Genomic DNA, 26,402 nt, shown 5'->3' on the forward strand with positions numbered 1-26,402 from the left:
GCCGGGCCGGCTCGGTCGGGGCAGCGCGAAGGGCTGCGTCACCGCGTCCCGGACCGGATCAGCGCCATCGCCTCCGACCGGGTGGCCGCGTCGCGCATCTGGCCGCGCACGGCGGAGGTGATGGTGCGGGCGCCGGCCTTGCGGACGCCGCGCATCGTCATGCACAGGTGCTCGGCCTCGATCACCACGATGACGCCGCGCGCCTCGAGGATGTCGGTCATCGCGTCGGCGATCTGCGTGGTCAGGCGCTCCTGCACCTGCGGGCGCTTGGAGTAGACGTCGACCAGGCGGGCCATCTTGGAGAGGCCGGTGATCTTGCCGGAGGTCGAGGGGATGTAGCCGACGTGGGCGACGCCGGTGAAGGGCACCAGGTGGTGCTCACACATCGACCACAGCTCGATGTCGCGGACCAGGACCATCTCGTCGTGGCCCAGGTCGAAGGTGGTCGTGAGGACGTCCTCGGGGCGCTGGTGCAGCCCGACGGTGAGCTCGGCGTACGCCCGTGCCACCCGCGCCGGGGTGTCGCGCAGCCCCTCGCGCTCGACGTCCTCGCCCATCGCGGCGAGGAGCTCACGCACGGCCGCCTCGGCGCGGGCGTGGTCGAAGGCAGGGACGTCGGCGGGGTCGCGCTCGGGGGCGACGATGGAGTCGGTCACGACGGCTCCGTCGGGTAGGTGGGCGGGCCGGGAGGGGTGGTCGGCGGGGCCGGGTCGACCGTCGGGTCGCCGTGCACGTCGCCACCCGGGCCGGGGGGCGTGATGACGGCGCCCGCGGGCTCCTCGTCCAGGCTCGCGGCATGGGCAGCGTCGCGCTCACGCACGTGCTGCGGCACCTCGACCGGCGGCTGCTGGGAGGGGACGCGGCGCTCCGAGCCGGTCCACGCCGGGCGGACCGGACGGCGGCGCAGGGCCTCGAAGATCTCGGCGACCTCGGCCTTGTCGAGGGTCTCCTTGTCCATCAGCGCGAGGACCAGCGCGTCGAGGACGTCACGGTTCTCGTCGAGGATCTCGAAGGCCTCGTGGTGGGCGGTGTCGAGCAGCGCCCGGACCTCGGCGTCGACCTGGGCGGCGACGGCCTCGGAGTAGTCGCGGCTGTGGCCCATGTCGCGACCCAGGAAGGGCTCGGAGTTGCTGGAGCCCAGCTTGACCGCGCCGAGGGTCTCGGTCATGCCGTACTGGGTGACCATCGCGCGGGCCACGTTGGTGGCCTTCTCGATGTCGTTGCCGGCACCGGTGGTCGGGTCGTGGAAGACCAGCTCCTCGGCGGCACGGCCACCGAGCATGTAGGCGAGCTTGTCGAGCATCTCACTGCGGGTCTGGGAGTACTTGTCCTCGTCGGGCAGCACCATCGTGTAGCCGAGCGCGCGACCGCGCGGAAGGATCGTCACCTTGTGCACGGGGTCGGTGCCGGGCAGCGCCGCGGCGACCAGGGCGTGGCCGCCCTCGTGGTAGGCGGTGACGAGCTTCTCGTGCTCGCTCATCAGGCGGGTGCGACGCTGCGGACCGGCGATCACGCGGTCGATGGCCTCGTCGAGCGCTGCGTTGGTGATCAGCTTCTCGTTGCTGCGGGCCGTCAGCAGGGCGGCCTCGTTGAGCACGTTGGCAAGGTCGGCGCCGGTGAAGCCGGGCGTACGCCGAGCCACCGACATGAGGTCGATGTCCTGGGCGATCGGCTTGCCGCGGGAGTGGACCTTGAGGATCTTGTGGCGACCGTCGAGGTTGGGGGCGTCGACCTGGATCTGGCGGTCGAAGCGGCCCGGACGGAGCAGGGCGGGGTCGAGCACGTCGGGGCGGTTGGTCGCGGCGATCAGGATGACGCCGCCGCGCACGTCGAAGCCGTCCATCTCGACCAGCAGCTGGTTGAGGGTCTGCTCGCGCTCGTCGTGGCCGCCGCCCATGCCGGCGCCGCGGTGGCGACCGACGGCGTCGATCTCGTCGATGAAGACGATGGCGGGGGCGTTCTCCTTGGCCTGCTCGAAGAGGTCCCGCACGCGGGAGGCACCGACGCCGACGAACATCTCGACGAAGTCGGAGCCGGAGATCGAGTAGAAGGGGACGCCCGCCTCGCCGGCGACGGCGCGCGCGAGGAGGGTCTTGCCGGTGCCGGGCGGACCGTAGAGCAGGACGCCCTTGGGGATCTTGGCGCCGACGGCCTGGAACTTGGCGGGCTCGGCGAGGAACTCCTTGATCTCGCTGAGCTCCTCGAGCGCCTCCTCGGCGCCGGCGACGTCGGCGAACGTCGTCTTCGGCATGTCCTTGGTGATCAGCTTGGCGCGGCTCTTGGCGAACTGCATGACGCCACGGCCGCCGCCGCCCTGGGCCTGGTTCATCAGGAAGATGAAGAGGAGCACGATCAGCGCGAAGGGCAGCAGAGTGATCAGCAGCGACCCGAGGACGCTCGGCTGCGGCACCTCGGTGTTGTACTTGTCGATCTTGCCGGCCTCGAACTGCTCCTGCACGGCGCGCTCGATGTCGTCCTGCGTGTGGGACAGCCAGAAGGCCATCACCTTGTCGTTCTCCTTGCGCACGCCCTCGTCGAGCGTGGCCCGGATCTCCTGGTCGCCGTCGACGAACGTGATCTCGTCGACCTGGCCCTTGGCGATGTAGCTGTTCATCTGCGAGGTCGTGACCTCGTCGTACCCGTCTCCGGGCGCGAGGAACTGGATGGCGAGCAGCACACCGAGCGCCGCCAGGACGACCCACAACCACGGGCCCTTGAAAATGCGCTTCACAGGCTTCTTTCCACTCTCACGTCGACCGACCAGCAGACGCCGCCGACGCTACACGCCGGGACCCACAGGCAACCGGACGCAGTCAGCACTCGCCGCCGCGCGGTCATTCTCGCAGGCGAGGCGAAACCGTCAGGAGTAGACGTGCGGCGCGAGCGTGCCGATGTCGCGCAGGTTGCGGTACTTCTCCTTGTAGTCGAGGCCGTAGCCGACCACGAACTCGTTGGGGATGTCCCAGCCGACGTACTTCGGCTCGACCGGCATCGACAGCGCCTCGGGCTTGCGCAGCAGCGTGGCGATCTCGATCGAGGCCGGGCCGCGGGTGCTGAGGCTGTTGACCAGCCACGACAGGGTGAGGCCGGTGTCGATGATCTCGTCGACGATCAGCACGTGACGCCCCGAGATGTCGGTGTCGAGGTCCTTGAGGATGCGCACGACGCCGGACGACTTGGTGCCGGAGCCGTAGGAGGAGATGGCCATCCAGTCCATCTCGACGTGGCGCGGGAGCTCCCGGGCCAGGTCGGCCATCACCATGACGGCGCCGCGGAGGACGCCGACCATGAGCACGTCACGGCCCGCGTAGTCCTCGTCGATCTGGGCTGCCATCTCGGCCAGTCGCTGCTGGATCTGCTCCTCGGTGAAGAGGATGTTGACCAGATCGTTCTCAACGTGGGAGGACTCCATGGGCGAGACGATACATGCCGCGACGGGGCCGGTTTCGAGGGTGGGACACCCTCACGACCCACCGCCTCGGGTCACCCCGCGGCGGGCTCGAAGACGATCTCGCCGTCGCGTCGCCGGGCCCGCAGGTGGCCCGGCAGGTCGATCCACTTCTGGCCCCGCCACGCGGTCACCAGCTCCTCGACGGCGAGCACGTGGGCGTGGAAGAGCTCGGCGTCGATCGCGCCGGCCCGCACGGCCGCGGCGCGCAGGACGCGACGGCGTACGGCGGTGGGCAGGCCGCCCAGCGCGGTGACCTGCAGGGCGTCGGGGCGTGCCGACCACTCCGCCGCGAGCTCGTCGAGCGCCTCCATGTCGACGCGGAGGCTGTCGGCCGTGCGGGCCAGGGTCTCCGCCACCCCGGGACCGAGCTGCTGCTCCAGCACCGGCAGCACGTCCATCCGCACCCGCGACCGCAGGAAGCGGGGGTCGGCGTTGTGCGGGTCGGACCAGAAGGCGATGCCCTCCGCGACGCAGGCGGCCTCCGTCTGCGACCGACGTACGTCGAGCAACGGGCGGCGGTAACGGTCGAACTCGCGACGCATCCCCGCGACCGAACGGCCCCCGCTGCCCCGGGTCAGACCCAGGAGGACGGTCTCGGCCTGGTCGTCGAGGGTGTGGCCCAGCAGCACGGCCGCGGCGCCGACCCGGTCGGCCACCTGGTCGAGCACGGCGTAGCGGGCCTGCCGGGCCGCCGCCTCGGGGCCCTGCCCGTCGCCGGAGACCGTCACGGTCACCGCGTAGGTCTCGTCGGCGCCGAGCGCGCTCATCTGGCTGACGGTGTGGCGGGCCTGGTCGGCCGAGCCCTCCTGGAGGCCGTGGTCGACGGTGACGCCGACGACCCGGTCGCCGGAGCTGCGCGCCTCGAAGACGGTCGCCGAGAGCAGGGCCAGGGAGTCGGCTCCCCCGCTGCAGGCCACCAGCACGACGCGGCGGTCGGCCGGGGGCAGCGCCGCGAGGACCCGGCGCACGCCCAGGCGTACGGCCGCGACCGCCGGGTGCAGGGTCACGCGTGCACGCGGGCGACCCAGGCCGCCGGGTCATGGATCTCCGCCTTGGTGGGCAGGTGCTCGGGGCCCTCCCACACGGCGTTGAAGCCCTCCATGCCGACGGTCTCGACGACCTCGCGCACGAAGATCGCGCCGTCGCGGTACTGCGCCATCTTGGCCTCCAGGCCGAGCAGGCGACGGACCAGGCGGTCCAGCGAGCCGGCCCCACCGCGGCGTTGGGTGAACTTGCGGCGGATCTCGGCGACGGTCGGGATGACCGACGGGCCGACGCCGTCCATCACCACGTCGGCGTGGCCCTCCAGCAGCGACATGACGGCGGTGACCCGCTCCAGCAGCTCGCGCTGCTCGGGGCTGCTCAGCACCTCGACCAGGCTGCCACCACCCTGGCCGCGGGCGACCTCGGCAGCCCGCTTGACGACGTCGCCGACGACGAGCTGGGGGTCGACGGTGCCGGTGACCTCGCCGATCAGGCTGCGCAGGTGGTCACGCATCCACGGCACGGCGGTGAACTGGACCCGGTGGGTCTCCTCGTGCAGGCAGACCCAGAGGCGGAAGTCGGTGGGGTCGACCTCGAGCTCGCGCTCGATGTGCACGACGTTGGGGGCGACCAGCAGCAGCCGCCCTGCCGGGCCGTGGAAGGGGTCGAACTGGCCCAGCACCTTGGAGGAGAGGAAGCCGAGCACCGCGCCGACCTCGGCGCCGGTGACCCGGGAGCCCACCGCGTGGGTGAGGCTGCCGGGGCGCGGGGCGCCGCGCCGGTCGGTGAGCTTGGCGACGACGGGGTCCATGAGGGTCGCGAACGACTCGGTGTTGGCGGTGATCCAGCCGTCGCGGTCGACCACGAGCACGGGGGCCCGGTCATCCAGCGCCTCCAGGCCGGTGAAGCCACGGACCAGGTCGGTGGAGCGGGCGGCCCCGGCGCGCAGCTCGGCGACCACCGCGGCGGCCTCGGCGGCGTCGACGACCGGGGGCGCGGGGGCGGTGCGTGAGCCCACCCGGGCCGCGAACGTCCAGTCGATCATCTGGCCGGAGCTGGCCGCGTCACGGGCCTGGCCGTCGCTCTGCCCCTCGCCGTGCCCCTCGCTCTGCGTCATGGCGCGACACTAGCCGGAACGCGGTTGGGGCCAGCCCCGGTCGGAGCCTCAGCTGCCGGAGCCCACCCCGCAGGAGCAGGAGGCGAGCGCGGCGGCCGCGCCGTCCAGCGCCGAGCGGGCGTCGAGGCTCTTGGCGGGCGAGACCTTGTCGGCGGCCACCACGAAGATCATCGGGACGCCGTCGGCGCCGGTGACGATGCCGGCCAGCGCGTGCACCCCGGTGAGGGTGCCGGTCTTGGCGCGCACCCGGCCCAGGCCGTCGCGCTGGTCGTCGAAGCGGGAGGTCAGCGAGCCGGTGAAGCCGGCCACCGGGAGCCCCTCGACGACGGCCCGCAGGTCGGGGTTGTCGGGCGAGGAGGCGATCCGCAGCACGTCGACGAGCGTGCGCGCCGCGAACCGGTTGTCGCGCGACAGCCCGGAGCCGTCGTACTGCTTCCAGCCGGTCAGGTCGACCGCGAGGTTGCTGAGCACCTCGCCGACGGCCCTGGTGCCCGCGGCGCTGCTCGCCTCGCCGAGGGCGACGCGGCCGACGTGGCGCAGCATCACCTCGGTGGTCTCGTTGTCGGAGACGTCGAGCAACCGTTGGACGATCTGGTCGACCGGCGGTGAGGTCACGTCGGCGACCTCCTCCGCACGCTCCGGCGCGGTGCCCGGCGCGACGCCGGTGACCTTCACGCCGGCGCGGCGCAGGGCCTTGGCGAAGACCACCGCGGCGGCGCGGGCCGGGTCCTCGACGCGTCCCCAGCCGCTCGGGTCGTGGCCGGAGTCGGCCCACAGGGCGGTGATCGGGGAGACCACCTGGTCGGGGACGTAGGAGGGCTCCCAGTGCGGGTTGACGGCCGGGCCGGTGAAGAGGGAGGCGTCGTAGGAGAGCTTGACGCGGGCGAGGCCGCGCTGGCGCAGGCCGTCGGCGGTGCGCTCGGCGAGCGTACGCAGGTCGGCGCGGACCGGCCACGCGTCCGGGTCGGGCTCGCTGGCCAGGAGCGGGTCGCCGCCGCCGACGAGCACGATCTCGCCGAGGCCGCCCTCGACCACGGTCGTGTCGAAGGTGGCGCCGGGGCCGAGCGTGCGCAGCGCGGCCACCGCGGTCAGCAGCTTCGTCGTGGAGGCGGGGAGCAGGGGGTCCTTGCCGCGGGCGAAGACCGGTTCGGTGCCGTCGAGCGCAGCCACCGCGGCCACGACGTGCGGCCCGAGGTCGTCGTCGCCCAGGCGCGGGGCGAGGGCACGGCGTACGGCGTCGGGGTCGAGCGGCGTCACGGGCGCGGCCTCGGCGACCTCGTCGGGCTCCTCGACGCGAGGCAGGTCGAGCCCGCCGGGCAGCGCGACGGCGGCCGGGTCCTTGCCGGGGTCGCCGCCCTTCCAGCCGAGGTGGGTGGGGCCCCAGCGGTACTCGTCGGCGGCGACCGCGCCACCCACCAGCCCGGCGACCAGCAGCACGGGCAGCGCCAGCGCGACCCGTCCCGGACCGCGGCGTCGCGCGCGCTTGCGCGTAGGGTGGTCTGCGTCACGTCGCGCCACTGATGGTCCCTCCCGAATGTGTGTGCGGGCCCATTGTGCGCGACACTGACCGGCGGCAGTACCTCGGTGGCGTCCGACGACGCCCCCGGTCTGCACGGGGGACGACCGCGGACACGTGGCCCCGACAAGTCTTTCAGGCAACACACGATGACGAGGTGAATGCGGTGCTGGAGTTCGACGTGCTGGTCGAGATCCCCAAGGGTGAGCGCAACAAGTACGAGGTCGACCACGAGTCCGGGCGCCTGCGCCTCGACCGGATGCTGTTCACCTCGACGGCCTACCCGACCGACTACGGCTACATCGAGAACACCCTCGGCCTCGACGGCGACCCGCTCGACGCGATGGTCATCCTGCAGGCGCCCACGTTCCCCGGCTGCCTGATCAAGTGCCGCGCGATCGGCATGTTCCGCATGACCGACGAGGCCGGCGGCGACGACAAGGTCCTGGTCGTCCCCTCCTCCGACCCGCGCCTCGAGCACCTGCGCGACATCAACCACGTCTCCAAGTTCGACCGCCTGGAGATCCAGCACTTCTTCGAGGTCTACAAGGACCTCGAGCCCGGCAAGTCCGTCGAGGGCGCTGACTGGGTCGGCCGCGCCGAGGCCGAGGCCGAGGTCCTGGCCTCCTTCGAGCGCTTCAAGGAGCAGGGCCACCACTGAGCCCTCCCGCGCCTCGACTGCCCCGTACGCCTCGGCGTACGGGGCAGTCGCCATTTCGGGGACAGTCGCCGGCTCAGCGGGTCAGCCGCACCCCGGGCGGCACGGCGAGCTTCTCCGGGTTGCGCACCACGAACATCTCCGCGACCACGAGCTGGCCGTCCGCGCCGCGCTCCAGGCGCGCGGTGGCCAGCGACTCGAGCACGCCGTCGACGCTGACCGCGAGGCCGGGGCCGCCGTTGACCTCGACGGCCTCGACACGCGCGCCCTGAGGCGTCACCGCCGCCAGGAAGCGCAGCACCTTCTCGACCCCGCGGATCGGGCGCAGCGCCGCCTGCACGAGCCCGCCGCCGTCGCTGTTCAGCACCACGTCGGGGCTGAGTACGTCGAGCAGCTGCTGGAGGTCGCCCTCGGTGATCGCCTTCTGGAAGCGCACCACCACCTCCTGCGCCTCGGCCGGCGCCACCACGACCCGGGGCCGACGGGCCTCGACGTGCGCCTTGGCCCGGCGGGCGACCTGGCGCACGTTGTCGGGCGTACGCCCCACGGCGGCGGCGATCTCGGCGTACGGCAGGTCGAAGACCTCCCGCAGCACGAAGACGGCCCGCTCGACCTCGCCGAGGGTCTCCAGGACGAGCAGCATGGCGGTGGAGACCGAGTCGGCGAGCGCGACGTCGTCGGCCACGTCCGGCGCGGTGAGCAGCGGCTCGGGCAGCCACGGGCCGACGTACGACTCCTTGCGCCGGGCCAGGGTCCGCACCCGGTTGAGGGCGAGGCGGGTGGTGATCCGCACGAGGTACGCCCGGGGCGAGTGAACCTCCTCGGCGTCCGGCCCGGCGGTGGCGCTGCTCCAGCGCAGCCAGGTCTCCTGGACGACGTCCTCGGCGTCGGCGGCCGAGCCGAGCATCTCGTAGGCGACGGTGAAGAGCAGCGAGCGGTGGGTCGTGAACTCCTCGAGCGGGTCGGTCACCGCGGCTCCCCGACGGCGCTCGCGCCAGCGGAGGGAGCGGGCGCGGCGAGCGGCAGGGCGCAGACGTCGCTGAACCCCTGGCTGGCCAGCCCGGCGGCGTGGTTGAAGCGTGAGCGTTGGTTCTCCACGGCGACCATCATGGTCAGCTCGACGAGCGCGCGCTCGCCCAACGCAGAACGCAGTGCGGCGACCTGCTCGTCGGTGACGGTGGGTGGCGTCGCGGTCATCGCCTCGGCGTAGGCCATCACCTCACGCTCCAGCGGGGTGAAGACGTCGCTCTCGCGCCAGCGCGGCACCTCGCGCACCTTGGCCTCGTCGAGCCCGGCGTCGTGGGCCAGGTAGTAGCCGAAGTCGAGGCACCAGGTGCAGCCGATCGGGGCGGCGGCCGCCATCACCGCGAAGGACGACAGGTGCGGGTCGAGCGCCGACCATCGGGCGATGCGTCGCTCGTGGGCCAGCGTGGCGCGCAGCAGCGGGCGGTGGTGCCACATCACCGGAACGATGTCGGGGACCTGCCCGTACGTCCGTCGTGCGACGGCGCGGACGACGCGGGCAAGGGGCCCCTCCATGGGCGCGGCGGGGATGCGGAACGTGCTGGGCATGGGTGCCTCCTGGGCTGGGACCTCGGACGAGGTCGGTCAGCATGAAGACACCGGCCGGGCCGGTTCCGTGACAGGTGGGCGTGGATTGAGTGGGAGCCGCTCAGCCGATCAGGTCCTCGGCGCGGAGCAGCTCGTCGGGCACGCCGAAGGCGTCGACCAGCTCGACGGCGATCGGGCGGACCTTGCGGCAGAGCGCGTTGACCTCGGTGGTGATCGCCTTGGATCGCTGCACGGTCAGGCGGCCGTGCTCCATGAACCAGGCCCGGTCGGCCTCGATGGTCGAGAGCGCGTAGAGGTCGCAGAGCAGGTTGAGCGCGACCTTCTCGTCGCTCTCCTCCATCGTCTCCATCTTGTCGACGAAGGCCTCCAGCACCAGGCGCTCGACGTGCGCGCGAGCCGTGGCGATCACGTGGTCCTGGACGGTCGAGAAGACCTCGCCGGGGTTGCCGCCGCGGTCGACGCCGCCCTTGATCCGGCGCGCGACGCCGCCGATCATGTGCTCCTCGCGGAAGCGCAGCATGGCCAGCTGGTAGTTCGGGTCGAGCAGGCCGGCCTCCTGGTCCCACTCGTCCTCGCGGCCACCCGGCAGCACGTCGCGGATCCGCTCCAGCACCTTGTGGACGTTGGTCTTCTCGAGCACCGTGTCGACGGCCAGCCCGGCGACGAAGCGGACCATCCCGAACTGGTCCATGTCGGCGAAGCCCGACGAGTAGTCGGTGAGCAGCCCCTTGGCCACCAGCTGGAGCAGGACGTGGTTGTCGCCCTCGAAGGTGGTGAAGACGTCGGTGTCGGCCTTGAGCGCGGCGAAGCGGTTCTCAGCCAGGTAGCCGGCGCCGCCGCACGCCTCGCGGCACTCCTGGATGACCCGGGTCGCGTGCCACGTGCCGAGGGCCTTGGTGCCGGCCGCGCGCGACTCCAGCAGCTTGCGCGCCTTCTCGTCGGCCGCGTCGGGGGCCGAGAAGACCTCGTGCAGCTGCCCGGCGACGACCTCCTGGGCGAAGTGCAGGGCGTAGGTCCGCGCCAGCAGCGGCAGCAGGCGGCGCTGGTGCATGCCGTAGTCGAGGAGCAGCTGCTCGGTGCCCTCCTCGCCGGCCTCGAACTGGCGGCGACGGTCGGCGTACTTCACCGCGATCGCCATCGCGACCTTGGCGGCGTTGATGCCGGCGCCGCCGACGCTGACCCGGCCCTGGACGAGAGTGCCGAGCATGGTGAAGAAGCGACGGCCCTGCGACTCGATGTCGCTGGTGTAGACGCCCTCGGGGCTGACGGAGGCGAAGCGGTCGAGCAGGTTCTCCCGCGGGACCCGGACGCCGTCGAAGTACAGCCGCCCGTTGTCGACGCCGTTGAGTCCGAGCTTGGTGCCACAGTCCTCGATGCGTACGCCGGGCGCCGGCTCCCCGTCGACCCGGATCGGGGTGACCAGGGCGTGGACGCCGTGGTGCTCACCGGCCACCTCGAGCTGCGCGAAGACGACGGCGAGCTCACCGTGGCGGGCGGCGTTGCCGATGTAGTCCTTGCGGGCCCCGGCGTGCGGGGTGGTGAGCACGAACTCCTGGGTCTCGGGGTCGTAGACCGCGGTGGTCTCGATGTCGGCGACGTTGGAGCCGTGGCCGCTCTCGGTCATCGCGAAGCAGCCGAGCAGGCGGCCGGCAGCGATGTCGGCCATCCACCGGTCGTGGTGCGACTTCGTGCCGAGCTGCAGGATCGCGCCGCCGAAGAGGCCGAACTGCACGCCCACCTTGGTCAGCACCGACAGGTCGCCGAAGGCCAGCGTCTCGAAGGCGGCGATCGAGGCGCCGATGTCGCCACCACCGCCGTACTCCTTCGGCAGGCCCATGGCGGTGGCACCGGTGCCGGCCATGTCGACGACGACGTCGCGCACCCGGTCGCGGTAGTCGTCCTTGGGCAGGTCGTCGGCCTCCGCCAGCAGCCCGGCGTGCTCGACCAGCCGCTCCCGGACCTCCTGACGCACCTCGGCGTAGTGACCGTCGAGGAACGCGGTGATCGTGGGGACGTCGAGGGAGAGCTGGCGCGGCTCGACCTGTACGTCGGGCGCCGGCTCGCGCACGGGGTCGCGGGGGGCGTCGGACGCGATCTGGGCAGGGGTGTCGGCCGTCATGCCGAGAGGGTACCGGCGGGGTCCTCGGCTCAAACCCGGCTCGCGCGAGGCACTCAGGCGAGCTCGCTGAAGCGTTCCACCTTCTCCTGGGGGCCCGAGACGATGATGATGTCCCCGGCCTCGACCACGGTCGTCTCCGTGGCGTGCGTGAAGTCGCGGCCGCCTCGCTTGACCCCCACGATCGTGACGCCGTACCGCGTACGCACCCCGGACTGGGCCAGGGTGACCCCGAGGACGCACCGCGGTGGGGTGGTCTTGACGATGGCGTATCCGTCGTCGAACTCGATGTAGTCCAGCATCCGCCCGCGCACGAGGTGGGCGACGCGCTTGCCCATGTCGTGCTCGGGACGCACCACGTGGTGGACGCCGATCTGGGTGAGGATGCGGGCGTGGGCGAGGCTGATCGCCTTGGCCCACACGTTGGGCACGCCCAGGTTCATCACGACGGACGCGGAGACCAGGCTTGCCTCGAGGTCGTTGCCCACGCCGATGACGGCCCGGTCGAACTCGTGCACGGAGAGCTGACGCATGGCCTCCTCGTTCGTCGAGTCGGCCTCGACGACGTGGGTGAGGCGCCCGGCAAGCGACTGGACGATCTTCCGGTCGCTGTCGATGCCGAGGACCTCGGTGCCCTCCTTCACCAGCTCGAGGGCCAGGGACTTCCCGAAGCGGCCCAGCCCGATGACGACGACTCCGTCGGTGCGCGTTGACCTAGCCAATGATCGGCCGCCCTTCTGGTAGTTCGTAGAGACGTTGCCGCTCGTGCAGCGCGAGCGCCGAGACCAAGGTGATCGGACCCAGTCTGCCGAGGAACATCAGCGCGGTCAGGACGAGGTGGCCCGACGTCGGCAGGTCGGCCGTGATGCCGGTGGACAGACCGACGGTCGCAAAGGCGCTGACCGCCTCGAACAGCACCTTGTCGGTCGAGAGGTCGGTCAGCACCAGGAGGACGAGCGTCGCGCTCATCACGGCGGCGATGGAGAGCAGCACCACGGAGAGGGCCTGGCGGGCGACACGGTCGTCGATGCGTCGGTCGAAGGCCTCGACGCTCCGCTCTCCCCTCACCTCCGCCAGCACCACGTAGAGGAGCACCAGGAACGTGGTGACCTTGATCCCTCCGGCCGTTCCTGCGGAGCCGCCTCCGATGAACATCAACACGTTGGTGCCCAGGAGCGTGCCCTCGTGCATCTGGCCGTAGTCGAGGGAGTTGAATCCCGCGGTGCGTGGCATCACCGCCTGGAAGAACCCGGCGAGGAGGCGCCCGGGGGTGTCGAGCGCGCCCAGGGTCGCAGGATTGCGCCACTCGCTGACGGTCACGAAGACGGCACCACCAGCGAGGAGGACCGCCGTCATGGTGACCGTCATCTTGGTGTGCAGGCTCCACCGGCGCGGTGCGTGCAGCTGCCTGCGGAGCTCCAGGAGGACGGGGAACCCCAACCCGCCCGCGATGACCGCGACGGCGATGGGCAGGCAGATCCACGGGTCGCCCACGAAGCCCATCAAGTTGTCGGAGTAGAGCGCGAAGCCAGCGTTGTTGAAGGCCGAGACGGCGTGGAACACCCCGTGGTAGGCGGCTGTCGCCAGTGACTCGTCGTAGGCGAACCGGAAGCGGATCGTGAGGCACACGGCGGTCACCGCCTCGAACAGCAGACTCACCTTGACGACCCCCTTCACCACCGCCCGGACGTCGCCCAACCCGACAGCCTTGGTCTCGGCTGCTGCGGTGAGCCGGGTGCGCAGCCCCATGCGACGCGAGACGAGCAGCCCGAGGAGGGACGCCAGCGTCATGATTCCGAAACCGCCGACCTGGATCAGCGCGAGGATGACGGCCTCGCCGAACCCCGACCAGTACGTCGGGGTGTCCACGACCGTGAGCCCCGTGACACACACGGCGCTGGTGGCCGTGAACAAGGCGGGGACGAACGCCGCACCACCCTCACCCGTGCGCGAGACGGGCAGCATCAGCAGCACGGTTCCCACCGCGACGGCGCCGGCGAAGCCCAGCACGACGGCCTGCGCCGGGTGCCGCACCACCCGGAACGACAAGGGCCTGTGCCCTGACAGTCCGTGCATGTTGAACACGACCACGCGCTTTCGACTCGCCGAGTGCTGACGAGCCACAGTAGAGCCCTCGGCGCCCGACCCGCGGGAGGACCCGGCTCAGGGACGGGTGAAGAAGTTGGGGCTGCGCCAGTAGTACATGGACTCCTTGACGACCGGGCGACCGGTGCGCGGAGCGTGGATGATCTGGCCGTCGCCGGCGTACAGCGCGACGTGGAAGATCGTGCTCGGGTCGCTCGTGTTGGACCAGAAGACCAGGTCGCCCTTGCGCAGGCTGCTCGCCTTGATCGGGGTGGTGGCCCGGTACTGGCCGACCGACCAGTGCGGCAGCGACTTGCCGCCGGCGGCCCAGGCCTTCATCGTCAGGCCGGAGCAGTCCCAGGCGTTCGGACCTGCGGCGCCCCAGACGTAGGGCTCGCCGAGCTGGGCGGCGGCGAAGTTGACGGCTGCGGAGGCGCCCTTCGCGGGGTCGGGGCGGAGCGGGGGCAGGCGCAGGCTTGGGGTCAGGCTTCGGCTCCGGCTTCGGGTCAGGCTCCGGTGCGGGCTCGGGCTTCGGCTCGTCGCTGGGGTCCGGCTTCGGCTTCGGCTGGGGCTCGGGCTGGGGGTCGGGCGCCGGCTGCGGGCGGGCGCCGGGTCGGGCTGGCGCTCCTGCTCCTGGCGTCGGGCCCGCTCGGCCTCCTCGGCCGCCTTCTCCTCCAGCGCCTGCTGGCGGCGGGTGGCGAGCTCGACGCTGATCCCCTCGAGCTCGGCGAGCTCGTTGATCAGCTCGGTCTTGCGGGCCGCGATCTGCTCGGCCTCGGCGATCGCGGCGGACGCGGCGCCGGCGGCGGCGTCGCGCAGCTCGCGCGACTCCTCCTCGAGCGCGGACGCCTCGTCCTCGGCGGTCTCGGCCCGGACGGAGGAGAGCTCGGCGACGGTGGCGGAGGCCCGGAAGCGGTCGTAGCGACCCTCGAGGGCGTCGACCGCGTTGTCCATGGTGACGCGCTGCTCGATGAAGGACTGGACGCCGTCGGATTCCAGCACGGCGGCGACGCCGGCGATCTCGGGCGAGGACTGGTACGAGCGGACCAGCGCGTCGCCGTACTCGCGCTGCTGACGTCGTACGTCTCCCGCGGCGTCGTCGGCGGCGCGGCGGGCCTCCTTGGCCGCGGCCTTCGCCTCCTCCAGCTGCCACAGGGCGCCGTTGTAGGCCTCGGCGGCCTGGGCGGCGGCGACGGCGGAGCTCTCGAGGCGCGCGTTGGCGAGCGCCAGGTCGGCCTTCACGACGGCGACGTCGCGGGCCTTGGCGCGGGCGGCCGACTCAGCTGCCTCGACCTCGTTCTGCGACGGGGTGTCGTCGGCGTGGGCGACGGCGGTGAGTCCGGAGACCAGCGCGAGGGTGAGACCGGCTGCGAGCGTGTGGCGCAGGCGCACTGGGTTCCCCTTCCGGGAGGTCACGGATCGGCGGCTGGCCCGGCGACGGGGGCGGCGGAGGGTCGCTCCGCCGCACGCACCGTCAGCCGGTCACAGCAGCACCTCGGGCGGCTTCCCCACCGTCCGAGGCACAGCCGCAACGCTAGTGCTCATTCGTCACATTGGAAACACTTTCCCCAGAAAAAGTGGAAAAGATCGGCGTGTCGGCTTGACTACTTACAACGTTGTCATTTCGAACTACACCGCTGTCATTCGTCTCCCCGGCGCAGCAACGCAGAACGCCCCGACCCGCGAAGGGTCGGGGCGTTCTGCGGCATCGGGCCAGCCAAGGTCAGGTCTTGCTGGCCGGCACCGGCTCGGGCTCTGACGGCTCCACGTCGGAGACCTCGTCAAGCGCCTCGCGCAGCGCCTTCTTGGAGAACTTCTGGCCCGCGGCCCAGCCGCCGACGGCGAAAGAGACCAGGGCGATGGCGATGCCGGCGATGTCGTCGGCGACGTAGTGCCAGCCGAAGTAGAGGGTGGCGATGATCGTGACTCCGAAGTTGCTCCACGCCAACGCCTTCACGACGCGGTTACGCAGCGTGTACTGGATCATCAGGGCCCACAGCAGCGTCACGCCGGTGTGCAGGCTGGCGAAGGCGGCCACCGACTGCACCTTCCGCGGGTCACCGTCGTGCAGCACGGTCTTGCGCCCGTAGAAGAGCGAGTCCATCAGGTCGCTGGTGCCCGTGTTGGGCAGGTCGGTGAAGAGCCAGTGGTAGCGGAAGCCGGGGCCGAGGCTCGGCAGGCAGTAGTACATCGCCGTGCCGAGGGTCCAGATCAGCACCTGCGAGGTGACGAACCAGTAGCCGAAGCGCAGGTTGCGCGACCACACGACGTACACCGCGACCATGATCGCGACCAGCGGCAGGAAGCCGACGTAGATGGTCGAGAGGAAGTGGGCGCTGAAGCCGGTGCCGAGCAGGTTGTGCAGCACGGTGGCCGGCTCGTTGCCGAAGAACATCGCCCGGTCGAGCACGTGCAGCTCACGGTCGTACTTCGTCTCGCCCATCACGAAGGGCAGGTACGACTTGATGTTGCGGTAGCTGACGTAGGTCACGTAGAAGCACGCGATGCCCAGCACGACCAGGATCCACCGGGCCTTGGTCCAGTGCAGGCGCCACCGGTTCTTCACCGCCGCCCAGCCGGTCGACGGGCGACCCCGACCGACCCAGAAGTACTGCGGGAGCATGTCCGCCAGCAGCGCCGCCAGCACCAGGAGCGGAAGCCGCAACCAGCTCGGACCGAGGAAGCCCTCGGGGTCGACGAACTTGCGGTCCAGCGCCACGGACATGACGAGGGCGATGATGCCCATGAGGGCGGTCGTCCCGATCAGGACGACGTAGGCACGGCGATACACGCGCGCCATCGTATCCATCGGATGGTCAGTCGCCCCGGTCACTGCCGGGCGGCGGCAGGCACCAGCGACGCGGGTCACGTCGAGGTCAGGTCGGTGGCGCGGTGGCCATCCGGGTCGCGTCCACCGACAGTCGTACGCTCGCGCCCACCGCCAGCGGTCGGCCGAGCGGCGCCACGGCGTCGACGGTCCCGACCTCGTCGACCTCCACCCGCAGCCGCAGCTGCTCTGGCGTGGAGGTCACCGCCAGCACCCGGCCGGCCAGCACGCCTGCGTCGTCGACGTGCAGCGCCGAGCGGCGCAGCGCGACCCAGCGGGCCTGCTCCACACCGGCGGCGCGGCAGAGCACCTCGGCCGGCTCACCGGCGCGCACGCCCGCGTAGCCGAGGAAGGTGGCGGTCTGCGGCGTCGCCGGGTGGGCCCACAGGTCGGCGATCGGCCCGTGCTGGACGACCCGGCCGTCGAACATCACCGCCATCGAGTCGGCGACCGCGAAGGCCTCGTCGTGGTCGTGGGTGACCATCACCGCGGTGGTGCCGGCAGCCCGCAGGATCTCGCGCAGGTCGCCAGCCAGGCTCTCGCGCAGGGTCGCGTCGAGCGCCGACAGCGGCTCGTCGAGCAGCAGCAGCCGGGGCTCGACGGCCAGCGCCCGGGCGAGCGCGACCCGCTGGCGCTCGCCGCCCGACAACGTGGCCGGCGACCGGTCGCCGTAGCCGGCCAGGCCGACCAGGGCGAGCAGCTCCTCCACCCGGGCCCTCGCCTCGGCGCGCGGCGTCCGGCGCAGCTTGAGCGGGTAGCCGACGTTGCCCGCCACCGACAGGTGGCCGAAGAGCTGGCCGTCCTGGAACATCAGCGCGAAGCCCCGGCGGTGGGTCGGGGTGCCCGCCAGGTCGACCCCGTCGAAGAGGACCCGGCCGCCACTGAGCGGCTCGAGCCCGGCCAGCGCCCGCAGCAGGGTCGACTTGCCGCAGCCCGACGGACCGAGCACGGCCAGCACCTCGCCGGGAGCCACGGCGAGCGACACGTCTCGCACGGCGGGGACGCCGGCGTACGTGACGTCGACGTGCTCGAGCCGCAGCGCCTCAGTCGTGCTCGTCGTCGTGCCTGTCATGGGTTCCTCTCGCTCACACGGACCCCAGGCTCGGGACCCGCAGCTGCTCGACGGCCAGCATGACCAGCGAGGTGGTCGCCGCGAGCACCACCGAGGCCGCCAGGGCCATGCCGTAGTTCATCTCACCGGGGTGGCCCAGCAGACGGAAGATCACGATCGGCAGCGTCGGCGCCTCGTCGCGCGCCAGGAAGCTGGTCGCGCCGAACTCCCCCAGTGACGCCGCGAAGGCGAAGCCGCTGGCCGCCAGCAGCGGCTTCCAGACCACCGGCACCTCGACGGTCAACCAGGTGCGCCAGGCACCGGCGCCCAGCGAGGCCGCCGCCTGGCGCTGCCGGTCGTCGATGCCGCCGAGCACCGGGACCAGGGTCCGGACCACCAGCGGCAGCGCGACCAGCGCCTGGGCGATCGGCACCAGCAGCGGGGAGTCGCGCAGGTCGAGCGGGCCGGAGTCGAGGGTGACCAGGAGGCCGAACCCCAAGGTCACCGCGGAGACGCCGAGCGGGAGCATGAAGACGGCGTCGAGCCCGCTGCGTACGCGCCTCTCGGCGGCCGAGTGCGAGCGCCGGGTCACCACGACGGCGAGCAGCAGCCCCAGGCTCAGCGCCATCCAGGTCGCGTCGACCGCGGTGCGCAGCGACGAGGCCAACGCCTCGGTCACCGGCACGAGCAGCGCCCGGTCGCTGCCCCGGCCGGTCAGGGCGCGGTAGTTGTCGAGGCTCCACGCGCCGTCGACCCGCAGCGAGCCCTGCACCAGCGTGACGATCGGCAGGGCAACGAAGGCCAGCGTCAGCGCGGTCACCGCGAGGGCGGGCGCATCCGTCAGCCGCACCCGGCGCGGGGCGGACGTACGCCGTGCCACCGGCGCCGCGGGGGCGCGGAAGCGGGCGGTGAGCACCAGCAGGGCGATGACCACGACCAGCTGCAGCACCGAGAGGGCGGCGGCTGCGCGGAGGTCGAAGAGGGAGGTGGTGAGCAGGTAAATCTCGGTCTCCACCGTCGCCCAGCGCACCCCGCCCAGGGTCAGCACGACGCCGAAGGAGGTCGCGCAGAAGAGGAAGACGACCGAGGCCGCGCTCACCACCGAGCCGCGCAGCGCCGGCCAGGTGACCGTGGTCAGCACCTGGAAGGGGCTCGCGCCCAGCGCCGCGGCCGCCTCGCCGGGGCGCGGGTCGAGCGACTCCCAGGCCGCGCCGACGGTCCGGATCACCACCGCGGCGTTGAAGAAGGCCAGGCCCAGCACGACCGCGACCGGCCCCTGCTCCCAGCCGAGGAAACCGAGCGGGCCGCCCTCGCCGAGCACGTCACGGAAGGCGACGCCGACCACGATCGTCGGCAGCACGAAGGGCACCAGCAGCACCGCCCGCACCACCCGGCGCGCGGGCAGGTCGAGGCGGGAGAGGACGTAGGCCGACGGCAGCCCCAGCAGCAGCGACAGGACGGTGCCGGCGGTGGCCGAGGCCAGGGTGAAGCCGAGCACGCGGGCGACCCGCGGGCGGCCCAGCACCTCCAGCACGCCGACCGGGTCGAAGGAGCCGTCGACGACGAATCCGCGCCCGACCATGCCGGCGACGGGCAGCAGGAAGAAGAGGGTGAGCACGACCAGGGGCCCGGCCGCCAACGCGGTCAGGCCCACCAGTCGGCGCAGCACCATCAGCCCGGGGGACGCTCGGTCAGCGGGTGACGACGTCGGTCCACTCCTCCAGCCAGCCACTTCTCGCGCTTCGCGGCGATCTCGGCCGGCTCGACCTCCCAGACCTTCTGCGGCTCGGGCGCGAAGGCGGCCCAGTCGTCGGGCAGGTCGGCCTCGCCGCTGACCGGGCGGACGTACATCGAGTCCGGCAGCTCGCGCTGCACCAGCGGGCTCAGCAGGAACTCGACGAGCTCCTGGGCGCCCTCGGGGTTCTTCGCACCCTTCAGCACGCCGGCGTACTCGACCTGGCGGAAGCAGGTGTCGAGCAACGCGGCGGTCGTGGTCTTCCCGTCCTTCACGGTGAAGGCGGGCGAGGAGTCGTACGACAGCACGACAGGTCGCGTGCCCTTCTCGCCGCCGGCGGTGAACTCGCCGTAGTAGGCCTCGGTCCAGCCGTCGACGATCTTCAGGCCGTTGTCGAGCAGGTCGGTCCAGTAGTCGTCCCAGCGCTGGCCGAAGGCGGCGCGGGTGGCCAGCAGGAAGGCCATGCCGGGCGAGGAGGTCGATGCGCTCGAGACGGCGGTGAGGTCCTTGTACGCCGGCTTCGTGAGGTCCTCGAAGGTGGCCGGCGCCCCGAGCTCCCGCTCCGCGAACCAGGCCGTGTCGACGTTGAGGCAGACGCTCGACTGGTCGACCGGCGCCAGCAGGTCGCCACCGTCGGCCAGGGCGTAGCGCTCAGCGCTGACCGGCAGCTCGGCGGTGTAGGGCGCGAAGACGCCGGCGTCGACGACGCGGGAGGCGAAGGTGTTGTCGATCCCGAAGGCGACGTCGCCCGACGGGTTGTCGGCCGAGAGGGCGAGCTTGGTGGCCAGGGCGCCGGCGTCGTTGGAGGCACGCACGACGAGCTCCTGGCCGGACTCCTCCTCGAAGGAGGCGATCAGCTCGTCGGGCAGGGTGAACGACTCGTGGGTGACCAGCACGACCTGGTCGGCGCGGTCGGCGTCCGAGGAGTCACCTCCCACCAGGCTGCAGCCGCTGAGGGCGGTGAGGCCGAGCAGGGCGGCGACCGCCACCGTCCGCGTACGGGCAGGCATGGACATCTTTCTGACTCCCTTCGCCGGTGCTAACCGGAGCAGGTTCGTAGGGTCTGCGGCTGGTCCGCACTCTCAGCACGCTGGTCCACGTGCTCCCCTGTCTGACGCCGACACCCTACGCCTGCCCCCTCCACGCAGCACGAGGAGTCCCGGAGGCTGCACCTGAACCGCCCCGTCGTCACCGGCCCTCGCCTAGGTTCGGAGGCGTGGACTCCCCCGTCGTCTCGCCGAGCCTGCTGCACCAGGTGGTCGCCACCGTGCTGCCCCGGGTGCGCCGGGCCCGCGACCTCGACGACGCCGACCTCGAGCGCGGCCGCATCCTGGCCTGGCAGCAGACGCTCGTCGGGGGCCTGCCGACGCGGCTGGTGCCGGGCTTCTCCCGGCGCTTCGACGTCGAGGTCGACCACAGCGCAGGCTTTCCGACGTACGTCCTCACGCCGCGTGGCGCCGACGTCACCCGCACCGTCCTCTACGGCCACGGCGGCGGCTACGTGAAGCCGATCGACGCCTTCCACGTGCGCTACGTCTCGATCCTGGCCCGACGGCTCGGGGCGCGGATCGTGCTGCCGGACTATCCGCTCGCGCCCACCCACACCTGGCGCGACTCCCACGAGGACCTGGTCGACCTGGCCGTCGCGTGGGCCGAGCACGCCGACTGCGCCGGCGAGCGGCCGCTGACCCTGATGGGCGACTCGGCCGGCGGCGGGCTGGTGCTGGCGCTCGCGCAGACCATGCGTGACCGCCTACGTCGTCACGGCTCCGGCGCGGTGGCGGGCTCGCTGGTGCTGCACGCGCCGTGGGCCGACCTGACGAGCACCGCGCCGGGCACCGAGGAGTTCTCCGCGCGCGACCCGTGGCTCTTCCTCTCGAAGATTCGGCTCTACGCCGAGTGGTGGGCAGGCTCGCCCGACGACCTCGACCGGCCGGAGGTCTCCCCCGCGCTGGGCGACCTCAGCGACCTGCCGCCGGCGCTGATGCTGCACGGCACCCGCGACACCCTCGCCGCGGCCTGCCGGATGCTGGTGCGCCGGGCGGAGGAGGCCGGGGGAGCTCACCTCCGTCGAGGAGCACGACCTGCTGCACGTCTACAGCCTCTTCCCGCTGATCCCCGAGGGGCGGCGCGCGATGCGCCAGGTGCTGGACTTCCTCGCCTGAGCGGGCGCGCGGGCACCGGCGGACGCCCTATGTTGGCCGGGTGACGTCGACCCCGATCCGTGCCGCCGACCAGACCTGGCTGCACATGGACCGCCTCGACAACCTGCTGCACGTGCGCTGCCTCATGTGGTTGGAGGCGGAGCCCGACCTCGACACGCTGCGGGCGCTGCTGCAGGAGCGGCTGGTCGATCGCCACCCGGTCCTGCGGCGACGGGCCTCCGAGCGCGACGGCGAGTGGTTCTGGGAGGACGCCGACGACTTCGACGTCGCCGACCACGTGCGGCTCGTGCGGCTCGACGGCGACGACGCGGCACTGCGTACGTGGATCGGGGAGCGCTTCGCCGAGCCCTTCACCCCCGGGCGCCCGTTGTGGAGCGCCGACCTGGTCACCGGCATCGAGGGCCGCGGGGCCGCCCTCTTCTGCCGCGTCCACCACGCCGTGACCGACGGCGTCCGGCTGGTGCAGCTGATGTTCAGCCTGTGCGAGACGGAGGCGGGCGGCACGGTGCCGCTGCCCGTGGGCCGGCCCCCGCGCACCGCGGGGCTGCTGGGCAGCGCCGCCGCCGTCGTACGCCGCGCCACCGCCGACCTGGCCGACCTCGCCCTGGGCTCCACCCGGGCGCCGCTGCGGCTCGCCACCTCGTTGAGCCCGCGCCTGCTTCCCCAAGGTCTGGGCCTGGTGCGCCACCCCCACCGCCTCATCGACCTGGTGCAGGGCCTCTCGTCGACCGACAACCAGACCGTCAACACGGTGGCCGAGCTGGGGCGCGTGCTCACCGCGAGCCGCACCCCGCGCACGGCGTGGACCGGCCGACCGGGCGTGGAGAAGTCGGTGGCCTGGGTGACCGACCTCGACCTCGCCCACGTCAGGGCGCTGGGCCGGGAGCACGGCGGCACGGTCAACGACGTCCTGGTCGCGCTCGTGGCGCAGGCGCTGACCCGCTACCTGGCCGAGAAGGACGCCCTGGTCGACGAGGTGGCGTGGATGGTGCCGGTCACGCTGCGACCCTTCGACGAGAGCCTGCCCGAGGAGCTGGGCAACCACTTCTCGCTGGTCTTCCTGCCGATGCCGTTGGGGTCACGCACCCCGCGGCAGGCAGTCGCAGCGGTGCGGCAGCGGATGGAGCGCATCAAGAACAGCCTCGAGCCCGTGGTCACCTTCGGGGTGCAGTGGGCGGTGGCCGAGTCGCCCCGCCTCGTGGCCCACCGGGTCACCAACCTGCTCGCCGACAAGGCGGTCGGCGTGCTGACCAACGTGCCCGGGCCGCGCCGACCCGTGCGGCTGGCCGGGATGAGGGTCACCCACGTGCTGGGGTGGGTGCCCAGCTCGGGCCACCAGCCCCTGGGCGTCTGCCTCTTCAGCTATGCCGGGGCGGTCACGGTCGGGATCGCCGCCGACACCGGGCTGGTGCCCGACCCGGACCGGATCGCGGAGCTGATCGAGGAGGAGTACCGCTCCTGGTGAGGCGAGCGATCGCCGACGCGGTCGTCCTTGTGAAGCCCTGACGGCAGGCGCACACTGGAGGGAGGTGATCCTTCGTCCCCCGGAGGTGAGCTCGATGGACACCCTCCTGATCGACGCCCGCGCCACCCACCAGCTCCTCGAGGAGCGGCTCGCCCGAGCGCGCGTCGCCCGGCCGAGCACCGACCCGGACCGCCCGCGCGACCAGTACCCACCGGTCGACACCTTCCTGGCCACCGCAAGCCGACACCTGGCTGCGACCGTCATGGTCCTGGTGCCGGCCGCGCGCAAACGGCTCCCCGACGGCGCCGAGCGCGCCAAGGAGTACCTGGCCCGGACACGGCAGCTGGCGATGGCGCTGGCGCAGGTGAAGGCGAAGCTCTACGGCTCCGCGTATGCCGTGCACAAGCCGTGGGCGACGGTGTGGGACGCGGTCGAGGAGGAGTTCACCGCGCTCGTCCCGCTGGAGGAGGCGCTCGCCCACGACCTCGACGTGCACCGCGGCGAGGGCGACTCCGACCTGCTGCTGGAACTCCACCAGGCCGAGCTCCACGCCCCCACTCGCCCGCACCCCTACATCCCGCAGCAGGGCGTCCCGGGCAAGGTCGCCCGCGCAGTCGCCCGCCGGGTCGACGCCTTCTGGGACGCCGCCGAAGGGCGGATGGTGCCCGAGCCGGTGCACCACCACGACCGTCGCGGCCAGGGGCTGCTGGTGCAGTACCTGCTCGCCGACCCGCACCTGGAGAACTGGCCCGTCGCGCCGGAGGAGCTGGCCCGGATGGACGTCGACGAGTTGGAGCGGACCGTGCAGGAGATGGGTGACCAGCGGGGCGTGACGCACCCGGGCACCGAGTCGTGGGGCGCCGACGAGCAGCCACGCTGAGGGCGGCTGCGTCGGAGGGCGCGGCCGCGAGGAGAGCGGTCAGGCGGAGGCGGTGAGCCCCGCCATCCGGTGACCCTGCTCGGCGCCGCACCAGCAGGTGAAGGTCAGCTCCACGGCGCCGTCGTCGGTGCTGCGCACGCCGTGGGCCTGGCTCGGGAAGATCAGCTGGGTGCGGTCGCAGGTGGTGCAGCGATGGGTGAACAGCACAGGAGTCTCCTCTCGCCGGATCGGCGACGTGGGTCAGGTTGGTTCAATTCTCATCTTCGGCGAGGCACAGGGGTAGCCTTGGTTTTCTTCGGCTGCCACAGGTGGTTCCTATGCTTTCGCTGCACCAGTTGACCTGCTTCCTCGCGACCTACGAGCACGGCTCCTTCACCGCCGCTGCCGAGGACCTGGGGTATGCCCAGCCCTCGGTCTCGGAGCAGGTGCGCGCCCTGGAGAAGACGGTCGGCGGCGCGCTCTTCACCCGTGTGGGACGCGGCGTGGTGCCGACGCAGACCGGCCACCTGCTGCGCCCGCACGCCGAGAAGGTGCTCGGCGCCGCCGACGAGGCGCTGCGCGCCGTCCGCAGCAGCCACGTCCTGGAGACCGGCACGATCCGGTTCGGGATGTTCGGCATCGCCCGGCTCTACGCCGGCGCCGGGCTGGTCTCCGACGTCGTCACCCGCCACCCCGGCGTGCGCGTCGAGCTGGTCGGGCAGAACTCCAGCGAGGTCACCGAGGAGCTGCGTCGTGGCCGACTCGAGGCGGCGATGGTCGCCGTGCCCGCGCTCGACAGCGAGGGGCTCGAGGTCCGCCCGGTCGCCCGCGACGAGCTGGTCTACGTCAGCGCCGACCCGGCCCGCACCGCGGCACCCGTCACCGTCGAGCAGCTCGCGGCGGCCGACCTGGTGATGCCGGAGGCGACGTGGCGCCGCTCCGACTCCACGCGGATCGTGCTGCGCCAGCTCATCCACGCCGCCGGCCTCACGCCGCGCACCCGGATCGAGGTCGAGGACGTCGAGACCGCGGTCGAGCTCGCCGGGATGGGCCACGCCGACACGGTGGTGCCGCGGGGAGCCGCCCGAGCGCTCCTGCCCCGTCTCGCACCTGACGCCGCGTACGTCTCGCTGGCGCCGCGGCAGTGGGACACGCTCGCGATCGTGCACCGCGCCGGCGCCACCCTCTCGCCCGCCGCCCGGCTGATGATCGAGCTGGCCACCCGACGCATCCAGACCGTCGCCGAGCCGATCGACGAGCCCGTCGGGAGCCGGTGAGGCGCAGCGCTCCCTATGCTGCGAGCGTGGACTTCTCCGACCTCTCCCTCGTCGCCGCCGTCGTCGGCGCGGTGGTGGTCGGGATCGAGATCTCGATGCGGGTCGCGGCGCTGGGCATCATCCCAGGCAACCGCAAGCCCTCCACCGGCATGGCGTGGTTGCTGCTGGTGCTGCTCAACCCGATGCTGGGCTTCATCGGCTTCGGCTTCTTCGGCAGCAACCGGGTGGGGCGACGTCGCCACCAGCGGCTCGAGGAGATCCGCGCGCTGGTCGACGAGCACACGCGTGAGCTGCCGCCGCCGGCCTCGGCCGCCGCCTTCTCCCCGGCCGTACGCTCCGCGGTCACCCTCAACCGCACGCTCGGCGCCCTGCCGCTGCACGACGACAACGACGTGATGCTGCTGCCCGACTACGCGGCCGCGATCGGGACGATGACGCAGGCGGTGCGCGAGGCCCGCGAGACGGTGCACGTCGAGTTCTACATCATGGCGCTCGACGAGGTGACCCGCCCGTTCTTCGACGCCCTGGTCGAGGCGACCGAGCGCGGGGTCACCGTGCGGCTGCTCTACGACCACCTCGGCACCCGCGGCATCCCCGGCTACCGGGGGCTGCTGCGCTTCCTGCGCCGGAGCCGGATCGAGTGGCACCCGATGCTCCCGATCAAGCCACTGTCGGGGCGCTTCCGCCGCCCCGACCTGCGCAACCACCGCAAGCTCCTCGTCGTCGACGGCGAGGTCGGCTTCACCGGCTCGCTCAACCTCACCGAGCCGGGCTACAACAAGCCGAGGAACCATCGCCTCGGGCGCGAGTGGGTCGAGCTGATGGTCCGCGTCGAGGGCCCGGTCGTGGCCTCCCTCGACGCGGTCTTCGTCGGCGACTGGTGGGTCGAGGCCGACGAGGAGCTGGAGGTCGTCGGCCACCCGGTGACCGGGCGCGCACCAGAGTCGCTGCACCACGTCCCGTGCCAGCTGGTGCCGAGCGGGCCGGGCTACCCCAGCGAGAACAGCCTGCGCCTCTTCACCACGCTCCTCTACGCCGCCGAGCGCCGGCTCTCGATCACCAGCCCCTACTTCGTGCCCGACGAGTCACTGCTGTACGCCGTGACCACGGCCGCCCAGCGCGGCGTCGCGGTCGAGCTCTTCGTCTCCGAGCAGTCCGACCAGTTCATGGTCGGCCACGCCCAGGCGTCGTACTACCGGGCGCTGCTCGAGGCGGGCGTCCGGATCCACCGCTACCCAGCGCCGTACGTGCTGCACTCCAAGCACTTCAGCGTCGACGACGAGGTCGCGGTGGTGGGGTCGAGCAACATGGACCAGCGCTCGTTCTCGCTCAACTACGAGCTGTCGCTGATGATGGTCGACGCCCACGTGGTGACCGCACTGCGCGAGGTCGAGGACGCCTACCGGGCCGTCTCGAAGGAGCTGACCCTCGGGGAGTGGGAGCGGCGCAGCGTGGGCGCGCGGTACGTCGACAACGTGATGCGGTTGACCAGCGCGCTGCAGTGAGGGGCTCGGGGTCGCAGGC

Annotated in this window: 23 protein-coding genes and 1 riboswitch; of the genes, 6 read left to right on the top strand and 17 right to left on the bottom strand. The window is 72.2% G+C overall.

Annotated elements, in window-relative coordinates; genetic code table 11:
• Positions 1-38 precede the first annotated feature (38 nt).
• The 6 genes from folE to dacB all read right to left on the bottom strand — a co-directional run bounded on the left by folE (position 39) and on the right by dacB (position 7,070).
• Positions 39-656 carry a GTP cyclohydrolase I FolE gene (gene folE, locus E2C04_RS15830; protein WP_371870077.1) on the bottom strand — a complete coding sequence of 206 codons (618 nt, stop codon included), beginning with the start codon at positions 654-656 and terminating at the stop codon, positions 39-41.
• Positions 653-2,731 (bottom strand): ATP-dependent zinc metalloprotease FtsH, encoded by a 2,079-nt coding sequence (gene ftsH / locus E2C04_RS15835; RefSeq protein ID WP_135833330.1) that lies wholly within the window; start codon positions 2,729-2,731, stop codon positions 653-655. Before ftsH ends, folE begins: the two co-directional genes overlap by 4 nt.
• A gap of 129 nt (positions 2,732-2,860) precedes the next feature.
• Positions 2,861-3,412: a hypoxanthine phosphoribosyltransferase gene (gene hpt / locus E2C04_RS15840; RefSeq protein WP_135833331.1), complete on the bottom strand. Its 552-nt coding sequence runs from the start codon at positions 3,410-3,412 to the stop codon at positions 2,861-2,863.
• Positions 3,413-3,483: 71 nt separating this feature from the next.
• Complete coding sequence (tilS, locus tag E2C04_RS15845) at positions 3,484-4,458, bottom strand: tRNA lysidine(34) synthetase TilS (RefSeq protein WP_135833332.1); 975 nt, start codon at positions 4,456-4,458, stop codon at positions 3,484-3,486.
• On the bottom strand, positions 4,455-5,552 hold the full coding sequence (locus E2C04_RS15850; RefSeq protein WP_229721422.1) for a zinc-dependent metalloprotease: 1,098 nt from the start codon (positions 5,550-5,552) through the stop codon (positions 4,455-4,457). The genes tilS and E2C04_RS15850 overlap by 4 nt, the downstream gene beginning before the upstream one ends.
• Positions 5,553-5,600: 48 nt before the next feature.
• Positions 5,601-7,070, bottom strand: a complete 1,470-nt coding sequence (gene dacB / locus E2C04_RS15855; RefSeq protein ID WP_158630723.1) for a D-alanyl-D-alanine carboxypeptidase/D-alanyl-D-alanine endopeptidase — start codon at positions 7,068-7,070, stop codon at positions 5,601-5,603.
• 167 nt (positions 7,071-7,237) lie between these two features.
• Here dacB and E2C04_RS15860 point away from each other — a divergent pair, with 167 nt between their 5' ends.
• Positions 7,238-7,729: an inorganic diphosphatase gene (locus E2C04_RS15860; protein ID WP_135833834.1), complete on the top strand. Its 492-nt coding sequence runs from the start codon at positions 7,238-7,240 to the stop codon at positions 7,727-7,729.
• Between the two features lie 73 nt (positions 7,730-7,802).
• On the opposite strand, the gene E2C04_RS15865 is transcribed toward E2C04_RS15860, so the two are convergent.
• The 10 genes from E2C04_RS15865 to E2C04_RS15910 all read right to left on the bottom strand — a co-directional run bounded on the left by E2C04_RS15865 (position 7,803) and on the right by E2C04_RS15910 (position 20,128).
• Positions 7,803-8,696, bottom strand: coding sequence for an RNA polymerase sigma-70 factor (locus E2C04_RS15865; RefSeq protein ID WP_135833334.1), 894 nt, complete (start codon positions 8,694-8,696; stop codon positions 7,803-7,805).
• Positions 8,693-9,298 carry a carboxymuconolactone decarboxylase family protein gene (locus tag E2C04_RS15870; RefSeq protein WP_135833335.1) on the bottom strand — a complete coding sequence of 202 codons (606 nt, stop codon included), beginning with the start codon at positions 9,296-9,298 and terminating at the stop codon, positions 8,693-8,695. Before E2C04_RS15870 ends, E2C04_RS15865 begins: the two co-directional genes overlap by 4 nt.
• Positions 9,299-9,398: 100 nt before the next feature.
• Positions 9,399-11,417, bottom strand: a complete 2,019-nt coding sequence (locus E2C04_RS15875; protein WP_135833336.1) for an acyl-CoA dehydrogenase family protein — start codon at positions 11,415-11,417, stop codon at positions 9,399-9,401.
• 53 nt (positions 11,418-11,470) lie between these two features.
• The gene (locus tag E2C04_RS15880; protein ID WP_135833337.1) at positions 11,471-12,136 is read right to left on the bottom strand and encodes a potassium channel family protein; all 666 of its coding nucleotides are present in this window, start codon (positions 12,134-12,136) and stop codon (positions 11,471-11,473) included.
• On the bottom strand, positions 12,129-13,463 hold the full coding sequence (locus E2C04_RS15885; protein WP_229721421.1) for a TrkH family potassium uptake protein: 1,335 nt from the start codon (positions 13,461-13,463) through the stop codon (positions 12,129-12,131). Before E2C04_RS15885 ends, E2C04_RS15880 begins: the two co-directional genes overlap by 8 nt.
• 114 nt (positions 13,464-13,577) lie before the next feature.
• Positions 13,578-14,891, bottom strand: coding sequence for a C40 family peptidase (locus tag E2C04_RS15890; protein ID WP_135833338.1), 1,314 nt, complete (start codon positions 14,889-14,891; stop codon positions 13,578-13,580).
• A 331-nt stretch (positions 14,892-15,222) separates the two neighbouring features.
• A complete protein-coding gene (locus E2C04_RS15895) occupies positions 15,223-16,299 on the bottom strand; it encodes a phosphatase PAP2 family protein (RefSeq protein WP_229721420.1) in 1,077 nt (358 codons plus the stop codon).
• A 76-nt stretch (positions 16,300-16,375) separates the two neighbouring features.
• On the bottom strand, positions 16,376-17,398 hold the full coding sequence (locus E2C04_RS15900; protein WP_135833340.1) for an ABC transporter ATP-binding protein: 1,023 nt from the start codon (positions 17,396-17,398) through the stop codon (positions 16,376-16,378).
• A 13-nt stretch (positions 17,399-17,411) separates the two neighbouring features.
• Positions 17,412-19,049 (bottom strand): ABC transporter permease, encoded by a 1,638-nt coding sequence (locus E2C04_RS15905; protein WP_135833341.1) that lies wholly within the window; start codon positions 19,047-19,049, stop codon positions 17,412-17,414.
• Positions 19,049-20,128, bottom strand: a complete 1,080-nt coding sequence (locus E2C04_RS15910) for a thiamine ABC transporter substrate-binding protein (RefSeq protein WP_135833342.1) — start codon at positions 20,126-20,128, stop codon at positions 19,049-19,051. Before E2C04_RS15910 ends, E2C04_RS15905 begins: the two co-directional genes overlap by 1 nt.
• Positions 20,121-20,231, bottom strand: a riboswitch (TPP riboswitch). (Overlaps the previous gene by 8 nt.)
• Before the next feature lie 97 nt (positions 20,232-20,328).
• Between E2C04_RS15910 and E2C04_RS15915 the strand changes: the two genes are divergently transcribed.
• From E2C04_RS15915 to E2C04_RS15925, 3 genes are all read left to right on the top strand, one after another.
• Entirely contained in the window at positions 20,329-21,321 is a 993-nt protein-coding gene (locus E2C04_RS15915) for an alpha/beta hydrolase fold domain-containing protein (protein ID WP_158630724.1), read from the top strand.
• Positions 21,318-22,742, top strand: coding sequence for a WS/DGAT domain-containing protein (locus tag E2C04_RS15920; RefSeq protein ID WP_135833344.1), 1,425 nt, complete (start codon positions 21,318-21,320; stop codon positions 22,740-22,742). Before E2C04_RS15915 ends, E2C04_RS15920 begins: the two co-directional genes overlap by 4 nt.
• 94 nt (positions 22,743-22,836) lie before the next feature.
• Positions 22,837-23,622, top strand: a complete 786-nt coding sequence (locus E2C04_RS15925) for a hypothetical protein (protein WP_135833345.1) — start codon at positions 22,837-22,839, stop codon at positions 23,620-23,622.
• Positions 23,623-23,661: 39 nt separating this feature from the next.
• Here E2C04_RS15925 and E2C04_RS17875 read toward each other — a convergent pair whose 3' ends face one another.
• Entirely contained in the window at positions 23,662-23,829 is a 168-nt protein-coding gene (locus E2C04_RS17875) for a hypothetical protein (RefSeq protein ID WP_158630725.1), read from the bottom strand.
• A 110-nt stretch (positions 23,830-23,939) separates the two neighbouring features.
• On the opposite strand from E2C04_RS17875, the gene E2C04_RS15930 reads away from it, so the two are divergent.
• Together E2C04_RS15930 and cls are read left to right on the top strand one after the other, a co-directional pair.
• The gene (locus E2C04_RS15930) at positions 23,940-24,878 is read left to right on the top strand and encodes a LysR family transcriptional regulator (protein WP_135833346.1); all 939 of its coding nucleotides are present in this window, start codon (positions 23,940-23,942) and stop codon (positions 24,876-24,878) included.
• A 26-nt stretch (positions 24,879-24,904) separates the two neighbouring features.
• Positions 24,905-26,383, top strand: coding sequence for a cardiolipin synthase (gene cls / locus E2C04_RS15935; RefSeq protein WP_229721419.1), 1,479 nt, complete (start codon positions 24,905-24,907; stop codon positions 26,381-26,383).
• Positions 26,384-26,402 lie beyond the last annotated feature (19 nt).

This window comes from Nocardioides daphniae, assembly GCF_004777465.1.
Taxonomy (GTDB): domain Bacteria; phylum Actinomycetota; class Actinomycetes; order Propionibacteriales; family Nocardioidaceae; genus Nocardioides; species Nocardioides daphniae.

Bases quoted from the DNA above. Each gene is read 5' to 3' on its own strand.
- hpt (WP_135833331.1), bottom strand. From the start codon at position 3,412: ATGGAGTCCTCCCACGTTGAGAACGATCTGGTCAACATCCTCTTCACC.
- E2C04_RS15850 (WP_229721422.1), bottom strand. From the start codon at position 5,552: ATGACGCAGAGCGAGGGGCACGGCGAGGGGCAGAGCGACGGCCAGGCC.
- E2C04_RS15870 (WP_135833335.1), bottom strand. From the start codon at position 9,298: ATGCCCAGCACGTTCCGCATCCCCGCCGCGCCCATGGAGGGGCCCCTT.
- E2C04_RS15875 (WP_135833336.1), bottom strand. From the start codon at position 11,417: ATGACGGCCGACACCCCTGCCCAGATCGCGTCCGACGCCCCCCGCGAC.
- E2C04_RS15895 (WP_229721420.1), bottom strand. From the start codon at position 16,299: ATGGCGCGCGTGTATCGCCGTGCCTACGTCGTCCTGATCGGGACGACC.
- E2C04_RS15900 (WP_135833340.1), bottom strand. From the start codon at position 17,398: ATGACAGGCACGACGACGAGCACGACTGAGGCGCTGCGGCTCGAGCAC.
- E2C04_RS15905 (WP_135833341.1), bottom strand. From the start codon at position 19,049: ATGGTGCTGCGCCGACTGGTGGGCCTGACCGCGTTGGCGGCCGGGCCC.
- E2C04_RS15910 (WP_135833342.1), bottom strand. From the start codon at position 20,128: ATGTCCATGCCTGCCCGTACGCGGACGGTGGCGGTCGCCGCCCTGCTC.
- E2C04_RS15925 (WP_135833345.1), top strand. From the start codon at position 22,837: ATGGACACCCTCCTGATCGACGCCCGCGCCACCCACCAGCTCCTCGAG.
- E2C04_RS15930 (WP_135833346.1), top strand. From the start codon at position 23,940: ATGCTTTCGCTGCACCAGTTGACCTGCTTCCTCGCGACCTACGAGCAC.